13 protein-coding genes are annotated in these 11,354 nt (G+C 45.2%); 3 read left to right on the forward strand and 10 right to left on the reverse strand.

The window, feature by feature from the left end; translation table 11 throughout:
* The 3 genes from DEO48_RS24650 to DEO48_RS24660 all read left to right on the forward strand — a co-directional run.
* On the forward strand, positions 1-1,045 hold a 1,045-nt coding region (locus tag DEO48_RS24650), incomplete at its 5' end, for a tyrosine-type recombinase/integrase (RefSeq protein WP_109846549.1).
* Positions 1,046-1,451: 406 nt separating this feature from the next.
* The gene (gene parM, locus DEO48_RS24655; RefSeq protein ID WP_109846550.1) at positions 1,452-2,408 is read left to right on the forward strand and encodes a plasmid segregation protein ParM domain-containing protein; all 957 of its coding nucleotides are present in this window, start codon (positions 1,452-1,454) and stop codon (positions 2,406-2,408) included.
* A 5-nt stretch (positions 2,409-2,413) separates the two neighbouring features.
* Entirely contained in the window at positions 2,414-2,779 is a 366-nt protein-coding gene (locus tag DEO48_RS24660; protein WP_109846551.1) for a plasmid partitioning/stability family protein, read from the forward strand.
* 295 nt (positions 2,780-3,074) lie between these two features.
* On the opposite strand, the gene DEO48_RS24665 is transcribed toward DEO48_RS24660, so the two are convergent.
* The 10 genes from DEO48_RS24665 to DEO48_RS24710 all read right to left on the reverse strand — a co-directional run.
* Positions 3,075-5,078 carry a DUF3732 domain-containing protein gene (locus DEO48_RS24665; protein WP_109846552.1) on the reverse strand — a complete coding sequence of 668 codons (2,004 nt, stop codon included), beginning with the start codon at positions 5,076-5,078 and terminating at the stop codon, positions 3,075-3,077.
* Positions 5,075-5,536 carry a three component ABC system middle component gene (locus DEO48_RS24670; RefSeq protein WP_109846553.1) on the reverse strand — a complete coding sequence of 154 codons (462 nt, stop codon included), beginning with the start codon at positions 5,534-5,536 and terminating at the stop codon, positions 5,075-5,077. The genes DEO48_RS24665 and DEO48_RS24670 overlap by 4 nt, the downstream gene beginning before the upstream one ends.
* Positions 5,536-6,777 (reverse strand): hypothetical protein, encoded by a 1,242-nt coding sequence (locus DEO48_RS24675; protein ID WP_219933019.1) that lies wholly within the window; start codon positions 6,775-6,777, stop codon positions 5,536-5,538. The genes DEO48_RS24670 and DEO48_RS24675 overlap by 1 nt, the downstream gene beginning before the upstream one ends.
* A 407-nt stretch (positions 6,778-7,184) precedes the next feature.
* A complete protein-coding gene (locus DEO48_RS24680; RefSeq protein ID WP_109846554.1) occupies positions 7,185-7,391 on the reverse strand; it encodes a hypothetical protein in 207 nt (68 codons plus the stop codon).
* Between the two features lie 102 nt (positions 7,392-7,493).
* Positions 7,494-7,772 carry a PerC family transcriptional regulator gene (locus DEO48_RS24685; RefSeq protein WP_109846555.1) on the reverse strand — a complete coding sequence of 93 codons (279 nt, stop codon included), beginning with the start codon at positions 7,770-7,772 and terminating at the stop codon, positions 7,494-7,496.
* On the reverse strand, positions 7,762-8,457 hold the full coding sequence (locus DEO48_RS24690; protein ID WP_109846556.1) for a Crp/Fnr family transcriptional regulator: 696 nt from the start codon (positions 8,455-8,457) through the stop codon (positions 7,762-7,764). The genes DEO48_RS24685 and DEO48_RS24690 overlap by 11 nt, the downstream gene beginning before the upstream one ends.
* An 18-nt stretch (positions 8,458-8,475) precedes the next feature.
* Positions 8,476-8,796 (reverse strand): Dabb family protein, encoded by a 321-nt coding sequence (locus DEO48_RS24695; RefSeq protein WP_109846557.1) that lies wholly within the window; start codon positions 8,794-8,796, stop codon positions 8,476-8,478.
* An 87-nt stretch (positions 8,797-8,883) separates the two neighbouring features.
* Entirely contained in the window at positions 8,884-9,360 is a 477-nt protein-coding gene (gene comJ, locus DEO48_RS24700) for a competence protein ComJ (protein WP_109846558.1), read from the reverse strand.
* Positions 9,361-9,580: 220 nt separating this feature from the next.
* Positions 9,581-10,090, reverse strand: coding sequence for an SMI1/KNR4 family protein (locus DEO48_RS24705; RefSeq protein WP_109846559.1), 510 nt, complete (start codon positions 10,088-10,090; stop codon positions 9,581-9,583).
* Positions 10,091-10,103: 13 nt separating this feature from the next.
* Positions 10,104-11,354: RHS repeat-associated core domain-containing protein (locus DEO48_RS24710; protein ID WP_181367052.1), on the reverse strand; the 1,251-nt coding region annotated here is incomplete at its 5' end.

Consider the following 11,354-nt stretch of genomic DNA (forward strand, 5'->3'; position numbering starts at 1 on the left):
TAAAGAGAAAAAGTTATCTATAGGCGTTTACCCTGAAGTCTCTCTGGCTGATGCGCGTGTAAAACGCGATGAGGCCAGAAAGGTGATTGCGGACGGAGGTGACCCAAGCGAGAAAAAACAGCTCGAAAAACTTGCCAAAAAGATATCCGTCGTAAATACCTTCAGAGCGCTCGCTGTGGAGTGGTACAAGCACAAATGTATCTCATGGTCGGAAAGCTACGCAGAGAGCGTTATGGAAGCGCTGGAGAAGGATATCTTCCCTCATGTGGGCAAACGCCCTGTCGTGGAGATCCTCCCTCTGGAGATGCTGGAGGTTTTACGCCTGATTGAAAAGCGTGGTTCACTGGAGAAACTCCGTAAGGTCAGGCAGTACTGCAATCAGATCTTCCGCTACGCCATTGCAACAGGACGTGCGACGATTAATCCAGCATCCGAACTGACCGGTACGCTGACTGCGCCAAAGGCTGAGCACTTCCCTCACCTTCTGGCATCTGAATTACCCGCGTTCCTTTCCAGCCTTGCTGGTTACCACGGCAGTTGCATTACGCGTATGGCAACTAACCTGTTGTTGCTCACAGGTGTGCGCACTATTGAACTTCGTGCTGCAGAGTGGCATGAGTTTGATATGGAGAATGCGCTCTGGACGATCCCAGAAAGTCGTATGAAGAAGCGCCGCAAACATCTGGTACCGTTGTCAAACCAGGTTCTGGCGATCCTGCAGGAACTCCGTGCCTACACTGGTCAGTACCAACTGGTATTTCCAGGGCGCTGTAATATCAACAAACCGATGAGTGAGGCCAGTATCAACATGGTGATCAAACGCATCGGTTATGATGGCAGGGCTACCGGCCACGGCTTCAGGCACACCATGAGTACTATTTTGCATGAGCAGGGGTTTAACTCGGCATGGATCGAAATGCAGCTTGCTCACGTGGATAAGAACAGTATCCGCGGAACCTACAATCATGCCCAATACCTTGATAACCGACGTGAAATGATGCAGTGGTACGCTGACCATATCGATAGTCTGAGCCGTGGTAAATAAAACTGTGTAATCCCTGGATGCTCAGCCTTCGCGGTTGGGCCTCTCCCCTTTCATACTACCGTCAAGATCCATCATAAATTTCTGCTATTAGTTTCATTTTAAATAAATGTGCTTTTCATTTAATTAAAGCAGTTATCAGCATTGGGCGCTGCAGTAAATTCTCTACGACTATCCCCTAAATCTTGTATGGCAATTCGCATTTCACTCTCCCCATACAGGAAACTCACCAGAAGAAAAAATTTCTCACGCTTGCCTTACTGGCAGTACTCCCTTTTCTCATTGAGCGCTTGCTGGCGCTGATTCATCTCATCGTGCTCGCAATTCTGGCTCAATAACAGCCTTTCACACACCCGGTGCCGCCGGACGGCTCAATCTCAACTCACATTTGACTCAACTAAGGTGCAATATGCGCATTTACATTGACGATGGTTCGACTCACATCAAAATGCTATGGGAGCAGCAAGGCAGGACCTTTACTCACATCAGCCCCAACAGCTTCAAACGAGGCTGGTCGGCAACGTTTGGCAGCAGTAAACCGTTTAACTACACCGCAGGCAAAGAGAAATACTCGTTTGACCTCATTTCCCCGGATTCACTCACCACCAGCAATATCGAATGGCAGTACAGCCCGCTCAATGCTGTAGCTGTACAGCATGCCCTACAGGCCAGCCGCCTTACGCCACAGTGTGTGGATATCGTGGTGACGCTGCCGCTGGCGGAGTTCTACGACGAAGACGCGCAGTACCGGTTGGATAACATTGAGCGTAAGAAACAGAGCCTGCTACAACCAGTGGTGCTGAATAACGGTCACGTATTCACCATCACCCGCGTTACTGTGCGCCCGGAGTCCATTCCTGCCGGGATTGCGCTGTGCGATCAGTTGTCGCCGTCCCACTCGGTACTTATTATCGATCTCGGCGGAACGACGCTGGATATCTCACAGGTCGCAGGCCAGATGTCTTCGGTATCACGAATCTACGGCGATCCAGCGTTAGGCGTGTCCCTAGTGACTGATGAAGTTCAGCAGGCTTTACGTAAAGCAGGTATGTCGCTATCCCGTTACAACGTGGACCGATTGATTATTAAGCGCTTCGACGATACGTACCTGATGAACAACATCAACGACCCGCGTGCTGTCGATGGCATAAAGCAGGGAATCTACAGCGGTATTGCGCGTTATCGGGCGCGGGTGCTCGAAGCGATTACTCGCTTCAAAGGCTATACCCATGTGGCTGTCGTAGGTGGTGGGGCTTGTCTGCTGGCTGATGACATTCGTACTCACGTTAACCTGCATGAAGATCGTTTCTTTGTGGCACAAGAGCCGCAATTTGCGCTTGTTCACGGTTTAAAAGCTATTGGTTGACGGAGGTGGTCATGACTCGCAGAAAGGTACTGATTTACCTTCGCCCTGATATGTATGCCAGTGAACATTTTGCTGATGCAAGGATAGAGGCACATCACCGGGGTGAGCGCGGTGAATTATCACGAACGGCATTACTGGCAGGTATAGCGCTGGGAGAAATAGACCGCCGGTTGCCGTCGGTACTGGCGGCACTGCTGGCTGACAACACGAGCCCGGAAACATTGCGAACCATGCTGTCGTCGTTTCTAAACATTCAGACGGGTTCTGCTCCACCTGTAACGGTGACGGCTACAGAACCACGGCCAGTGGTAACGGAGAAACCCACCAGCAGTGTTTCAGCAAAGAATCTGGCAGGTGCTCTGCCAGAATAATATATCGTTTTACGCTATAAACTCGGACGCTCAGCCTTAATGGCCGGGCGTCCTTTTAAAACTGTATTCTTTTTTTGCTCACCAGCAGGTACTGCCTTACTCCCATGATAAAAATTAGTCAATCAGTAACCCTTCATCCGTGACAGCCAGTGATTAACACCGCGATCAATATCATTGTCGCTGATGTCATTTTCGCCCAGCATCAATGCCAGAGACTACCAGACCATCCCGTCAGATTTGCCACCGCCGGAACGGAAGCAGCAAATCGTCTACAGCATAGCGGTTATGAGCAGTATCAATCCGCGATAAATCCTTCTGAACGCCAGCGCGCTTTAACAAAACTCTCAAAATTGTAACCTTCGCCGAGTTGGAGTTTATCCGCATGATCACAAACGATAATTTGTGGCATAATTCCGGTTTCTGCGAATGTATCATCGCAGTATTTCGCTAGGGTAGTGAACATTTTAGACACAGCGTCAAGATCTTCATCTACTGTTTTATCACTTTTTATATTACCACGCAGTTCATCTGCCTTGAATGTGTCTGCATCGTCAATCGATGGAAAATAAACTTGTGTTGGCTGATCTAAGAATAAAATAGGTGGAATTTTACATGTTTCATGTGCTGCAAAATTGTAATTCAATGCAAGAAATAACGTCAAATGAGAGTAAAGCCAGTTAGCACCGCTCCCCATTGAACGTAAGAAAATCTTTTTGATATCACCTTTTTCATCTTTATTTTCATGCCAAAGATCAAATGTATCAATGTCAAATTTTAATGAGCCATATTTATATGTATCTTCAAAATCAAAGCCACTACCTATAGCTTTCATTTTTGTATTAATGCCTTTCCTGAGAGATCGTAACCTAGCTTCAACATCATACTGAGCCATTGCCTCATCATACTCGTTAACTTTCTTTTGCCAAAAATCCACCAACTTCTTAGTCTCAGATGGAGGATTCTCAATATATCTCTCAATAGCTAGTTCAAGTTTTATTTTGGCTTTTTGAGCCGAAGCATCAATAGACTTTGTTTTTTGCAATTTATCGGCTTCATCATCAAGAGGTTTTAACGATCTCTCTACTTCGGTAAGTTCTTTTCGTAGTTCTTTAATCTGATTATCGATAACTCGGCGTTCCTCGCCAAATCCTTCACGTGCATAGGTGGAGACTTTAAGTTCTTCATTCAACCAATTTATCGCCATGGAAAGTTTATTTGCTTCTTCTTCAGCAACATCCGACTGCGATGAACAGACCGGACAATGTCCATGTTTAAGATTAGTCTTTTTGGGAAAGGAAAGGGACGTCAAAGTATCAGCAAATCCTGAAGCCTGAGCACTTGATATATCCAGCAAATAGAGAGAATTTCTTGCTTTCTGAATTTTTGACATCAGCGATGCTTTTGTTTTTCTCAACTCTTGTCTCTTTGTCTCAAATTCATTAGAAAGCCCATCGACCCGGATATTTATCCCTGAAATCTGGTTTAATGCTTGCTGAGGTCTTTGCCAGATATCTAAAGGAGTAAATTCAGTTAGTGGTTGGCCAGTGAATGCATAGTATTCATTAATGAATCTCAAAAATTCGTTGAGAAAATTCTCCTTTATCATCTCCTGTTTCGGTATTTGTGCCTGAGCTCGTTTGAGTTCATACATAGCTTCTGTTCGAAGCTTAGCAATATCGAAATATTTCTCTCCAACGATATCCATGAAAATCTTAAAATGATCAATGACTTGATCTCGCTTACGTTTTTCATCAAATCGATAGAAAATCGCATGCCTGTTGGCCACCAAATTTTGGTGCTGCAGCATGAAAGATGCAAAGCTACGTACAGATGGTGTCGGGCTTTTCTTTCCTGTCACCTCTTTTCTAAGTGGATCAACATCAATATTCTCAATCGTTACAGCGAAATATCTCCCGAGACTCTTAATAAACTCATCTTTATAAAGAAAGTATTGAGAAGAAAAAAATGATTTAACCTCCTTAATGAGTGAAAGAATATCATCAACATCAGGTCCGGTTACTTCACGCAAGAAACATTTTTTACTTTTAGCCGTTCTCCCAATTACAACAGCAAAATTATTAAATCGCAGAACTGTAAAAAAAAACCTCGCCCGTTCTGTAATAATTCCCTCAGGTATTGTATCTTCAGTACTTCCCATACAATAATCAAATATATCAAGTATTGCACTTTTTCCTTTAGACGATTTACCTGTAATAATATTAAGACCAGGTGTAAAAGGAACAGCATGTACTTTATAGTTATTATCAATAACGCCGATATAATTTACATAACACATCATAATGATTTGAGCCCCAGCATTCTATAGATTGAAACAACATTTTCACCTGCTAAAACCATTGATAACTTTTGACCATATCTGAAAAGGTTCTTATCTGAATTACTAACATTTGGTTTTTTGAGTGTCTTGATCGAAAGTTCTTGCGTAACTTCCAGACTTTCCTCAGAGGCCAGAATCAATAAGGCAGCATTGGTAATAGGTTTAAACTCTTCTATACGGATCTCTAGCCCAACTAGCCTGCTTGTAACTGAAGACATTGTTCTAATCGAACTGTCGGTCCTGGCACCTTTTAAAAAACCATGCATTGGTTTGTAGGTAACAATCGGGAGTATCAAATAGCTCAAAAGTAGATCTTTCTCGACAGGTTCCCAATCTTGATAAAAACCATGAATGACAGGAGCAAGCGCAAAAGGTGTTCTATGCAATGTGTAGAGATGCTCAGATGCTTGGGAGGTCATTACCATAACCTCCAGTGAAACTGAACATCCTCATCTTCTGATTCTTCTCCGGCAAGTAAGTGGTAAATGCCATTACGGAACTCAATCCTCGTGTGATCCATACCGCAAAATGGAGCAACGTCTGTTGAATTACGTTCAAGATAAAAAATTTCAGACTTCTTTTCGAGTTCAACTTGGCTTGTAAGCTCAGAGCAATCCAGTATTGCTCTTTCTCGCAAAAACTGATGCTGAACCAGATGGTTTTGCATATAACCATCCAGTTCTGGCTTGAAAAGCACTCCATCTGTCAAGAGTTCGGAAATTACAGTCTCAGCAACTAATCGGTGCAGAGCAGCCTTCTTTAGATGTTTTTCTCCGTTAAATTCAGTTATCTTCCTTGCGAATAGCATTGGTTTAATCTGCTCAACATTGATGGTCGTTTTGAGTGCAGTAGTGTCAATCTGCGGAAACGTGTCTGGATGCTTGATGTATTGACGGGTAAGTTCAGTAAATTTTGTTGAGAAATCTTGCTGTGTGATCTGCCATCCGTCACTCAACAGTTTGTAACTCCAAATGAAACCTAGAAAATCATCTATGAATTGCTGACATTTAGAGGGACGAATCATTGTGAGAAAACGCCTCTGGTAGTTATGGATACTCTGTTTCAGATCGGCTGCACCGGTTGTAATATGCATCCGTTCCAGAACTTCCATGAGCTGATCACGCCGCACTGGATCCATTACGTACTGCTGAAGTGACAGAGATTTAGTTGGCTTCGTGGTTTCGCTCTCATGTTCTGCTACTTTGATTTCCTGTTTAGCAGCTCTCTTATTAGCAGCAGCACGCGAAGATGCAAAGATATTTTCCATAACCTCAAGCCGCTCAGCAGGAGTACGCTCGTTCCAACCTTTAAGCTCACTCCGCGCTCCAAACTCCTGCGTCGTTAGTAGCACAAGTCTTCTGAAAGAAGTACGGCTGAAGCTTTTATGCATCCAGTTTTTCACTGTATTCCAGAAATTGGCATGACTGTCAGTAAGATTGTCTGTGTAGTATTTGACCTCAGTCTGAGTTATTCCGGGAACGGTCACATCGCCTGATACTTCAATCCACACGCTTTCGTTCGGGGCAAGATCATGACAATATTCAATGGCAACAAGAAGTTGGTATTGAAGAGCCTTGAACAATAAGGTTGCGTCGAAGGGTAACTCTCCGGGGGCGACATCGACCGTATTGGCAGATAGTTCTGTATTCACACTTTCCAATTACCGCTCCCTTAACTAAATCATTCCAGAACACTAAGCGTATATCTTTACATATATAAGATACTTGCCCATTTATCAAGATCTGTGAAGTGGTCGACGAAAACTGACCACCCTGACCACCGTATTAGAGTTTTTCCAGTATTTATTTTCTGATTTGTTTGGTGGCAACCCACAGTTATATCCGTGTGTCCTTAAACTGCCCCCATGAATCTCCAAACACTTCGACCTACCTTAAATTAGTGACTATCTGGGATATGTAGGATGGACTATTGTTAGTTTTTTTAAATTTAAAAAAACATCGCTATATGTGATAATAATTATTATTACACATTTTATTTTAATAGCGTCCCGTTATCAAAGAACGGTTCTCTGAAAAGAAAACCGTCCTGATATTTTTTTTCACCATTTTATTTCACCATTGCGCGAACGGTTTTTCGTTTCGCTTTACGTACCGTTTTCTTTTTAACATGTTTCTTCGACGCTTTCGCAGCATCCTGTTTGAGGGTGGTAGCCTGTGCGTGCTGAACGGGCTGACTGGCCGATACAGCTGCGAATGTACCTGTAGCGAAGAGGGACAGCGTAGCGCCCAGAAGAACAACGGATAACTTTGACATAGCAACATCTCCAGTGTGTTGGGGGAATACCACCGCTGAAAATGCGACAGGGAGACCAGCCGGGTCAACCAGAGCAACACCAACCAGCTTACCCGTAACTATTTATCTTTTTTTCTGTGGTTTAATTCTGAATGCCGCCCCACTGGGCTGACGAATGCCCATTTTGCCCTGCGTCTGATTAGCTGCCCGGTTCAGGGCGCTGATATTCAGTTTTTCGTCCACAGGTAGCGCAAGACGGGAATAACACGCCCGCCGCTTCTGGCTGACCCATTCACGCTGGGCATCCGTCTCACACCCGTCCATCACCGCCAGCCAACGGGCCGCCTCCCTCCGCCACAGCCCGGCGTTCTCCAGCTTTTCAGCTATAACATCACTGACCATACCTAGCCCCCCGCGTTGTTGTTGATAATGGTTCATCGTTACGGCATGACAACATATCACCTGCCCGTTGCGTCATAATGGTCGGTCGCAACCCTGTGATTTGTCGCCCACTGAACAGGAATGCGCCAGCATCGACCAGCTTTATGATTTCCCGGGTCACCGTTTCCGGTGTGACGCCGATATAGTTCGCAATATCGCATCGCAGCATTGGCAACCGAAAGTCCAGCATGACAACACCCTGAAAACCATAGCGGACAGCAAAATCATAAATAAAATATGCCAGCCGCTCGCCGGCACTCAGTCTTGTCAGCTGATAATAACGGGCTTTGTTCTGGCACAAATGCTCACTCATTAACCGGTAAACGTGTCGCCGGGCCTCACTGGTCCCCATAAACTCACTTAACGCTGTCGGGGACAAAGGGTATACCGCACAGTCATCAATCACCTGCGCATAGCCCCGGTGGCATTCACCGGGCAATCCATCCAGACCAATATACTCACCGGGCAGATAAAAACCGGTTATCTGCTCCTCCCCGCCAGCGTTGATATAAAACGTTTTGACCGCACCGAATTTAATCAGCCAGAGTCCACTGAACGTATCACCGGCACGCCACAGGTACTGCCTTTTACCGTATTGCCGGGACGGTCTCTGCCTGATGGTATCCCGTAACAAATTTTTCACCATGGGTCATACTCCGGCAATTCAACTGCATGCCATGTTTTCTGGTACCAGCGTAAAATCCAGCACAGCAATATCCTGCTGCACCGGTCGAAAGATTGTTTTCAGCGCCTCATGTGCCGGATGCGGCAGATATCGCTGGCGTGCTGCTTCATCGGCAAACGTCATCAGCACGCAGTGTGTGAAGCCGTTATTCTTGCCTTCAGGGCTATTGTTGATGCCCCATTCCACGCTTGTAACCCCTTCAATCCGAGCGGGGATTTGCAGGAATGCCGTTCTGACGGCCAGTATTTGTTCCGGTAATGCACTATCAGTAAACGTAATAAATAAAATATGACGAATCATTATCATCCTGTTAACTCACATTAATAAATAGTTTATTCAGGGTAGGCATCCCGACTCCTCATCATAGTGCTTGCTAATATTTACAAATTACCACAATGAAGTTTCTTTCCTTTGACGCCCCCCCCATGGGTCATCAAGAAGGTACATCGGTGCGACAGGAACATCAGCGGGTACGAATGAAAAATTATAATAGACTTCATGCCCCTCACAAATTTCAAAGTAAACCAAATCCCCCCCTGGAGTAAGGTCTAGATTTATCTTTACAACTTCCATTGCCGAAGCGACAACAAATTCATCATTATCACTCACTTCAAAAGGTACAACGATACAACGTTGTGCATCAACAGAGAGGATAAAATCATTAACTAATCTGATGTTCACATTTGCTCCAAAAGCATCTTCTGGTAAAGGATCAAATATTACATAATCAGGATGGATGATTGCACCCTGTTCAATATTCACAGGCCCCCATCGGCTGACAGTCTCATCAAACGCCCTTGAGCGAAGCACAATTTGACCATGTGAAACAAGCAAATCAGCAACTTGACTTTCAAGTATTTTCATTTACACCTCGACTTACCGATTCAGCATGGTTACATAAATCTGCAAACTATAACCTTGATAGGCCCATCCCATATAAGGGTAAATACATCCCGCGATAATCCACCATCCGATATTCGACCATTAGCCTCTTGTGGATTTTCTCAGCACAACCCTCTCGCAGAGCCGATCAAATCAATCACGATATACTGTGACCAGTTCCTGGATAAATTCATAATGCAACTTACAAAAGTTCGATATTTACCCTGACATCCCCACCGACATTGGACAATATAGAGTTATAAAAGGCAGTAAATGTATTAAAAATTTTATAAACATTACCTTCCTCACTAAGTTCCTGGTGACAGAAGCCTTCATCAAAATGTATATGACCTCTATCCCAATAATAAATTGACTTATCGCCCCCTCCTCCATTAATTAAAAATAAATTCCCACCAGGATCTGCACCAATGACAAAAGGGTTATCAAAAGCAACAAATTCATCTCGTATTTCGTTTGCTTTTACCAGACTTAGAGTTTCATTTTTAGTATCGATGCCATACATTTCCTGAAAATCCACTTCACCATTATCAACCATGGGAAAAGGAATCGTACAATAAGAACCCGAACCAATAAACATCCCATTGAACCGAGTCAAAAATTCAAAATAATCTTTAGGAAGAACAATCCCATAAGTGGATTCAACCTTCAGGATATTTGAATCACTAGTACCAAATGATTTTATGATTGCCATCAAACCTCCAAAGTTAACTACATGTTTTATTTTTAATATTAGAAACGCCCCCCTTATGTGTAAATTCAGAATGCACACTTTTGGGCACTTCTTGCATCGTAATTCCATTTTGATGATGATGCCATGTATTATTCAAATAATCAGCAGGTCCATTTGGAGCCAATGCATCAGCTTTGCCAAAATCACCTAATGGGCTCCGACCATGATTTCCCATAAGGTTTGGAACATCAACCTGTTGCACTGCATGAGGGCCAAAGTCAGGATACCCATCAGGATAACGAACAGTCGTACCAGCAGCATTTTTATAAACCCATGTTCCGTCAGACTCATTCCCGACAGTGCCTCCTTTAGCTACCCATTTGATTGGATCAGGAGAGTTAGGCGGTTTTCCAGGAATCAGGCCAAGTGGGTCAATCCACTCCAGCGGATTATGCACATATCCCTGTGGTCTTATCCCACCAGCTAACCCTATTGGGTCTGACGACAGGTATTGTCCAGGCTCCGGATCGTAATAACGATACCGATTGTAGTATAACCCGCTTTCGGCATCATAAAGCTGACCGGGGTAACGCAGGTCGCAGCTGACTTCATCGTTAGCCGCATCTCCCGGGAACATGGGATGGGATATTGGCGTTTTCGTCTCCTGATATCCATCCCACAGCGCCTGTTCCCCGCGCCAGTGAACTTCACCGTCTTCGCTGCACAACTCCCTTGCCGTGCCGGTCAAATCCGTCACGACGTAGTGCAGCCGGACAGTCTCGTTCTGCTTTTCCACCTGTGCCAACGGGCGGAACGTGTCCGGTTCATACACCCACTGTACGGCACGGGCAGCGCTGCCATCGGCCAGCCATTGCTGTTCACCGACCAGTTGGTCGCCATCCCAGCAGTATTCCACTCGCAGCAGACTCCTGGCCGACTCCACACTCCCCTCACGGGTCTTACTCACTCGTCGCCCAAAGGCATCATACCGGTATCGCCAGCGAGCACCATCAGGGCGCTGTATCCGAACCAGCCGGTCATACGCATCCCAGGAGTAGTGCGTTTCTTCCGGCCTGAACCCGGCACGTTCACGGCGTTTGAGAATAAGCCTGCCACAGGCATCGTAATGACAATGCGTATCGCGGTAGCGGATCACCCTGCCCGCCATGTCGTAATGCATTGTCTCTGTATGCACCACCGGCGTTGACGGCTCCGGCGCTTTACCGGCAACCAGTGACTGAATTTCCTTCAGATTCAGTTCGCTGTCATACGCAAACACTCTGGG

Source organism: Enterobacter sp. CGMCC 5087, from assembly GCF_003144775.1.
Taxonomy (GTDB): Bacteria; Pseudomonadota; Gammaproteobacteria; order Enterobacterales; family Enterobacteriaceae; genus Enterobacter; species Enterobacter cloacae_M.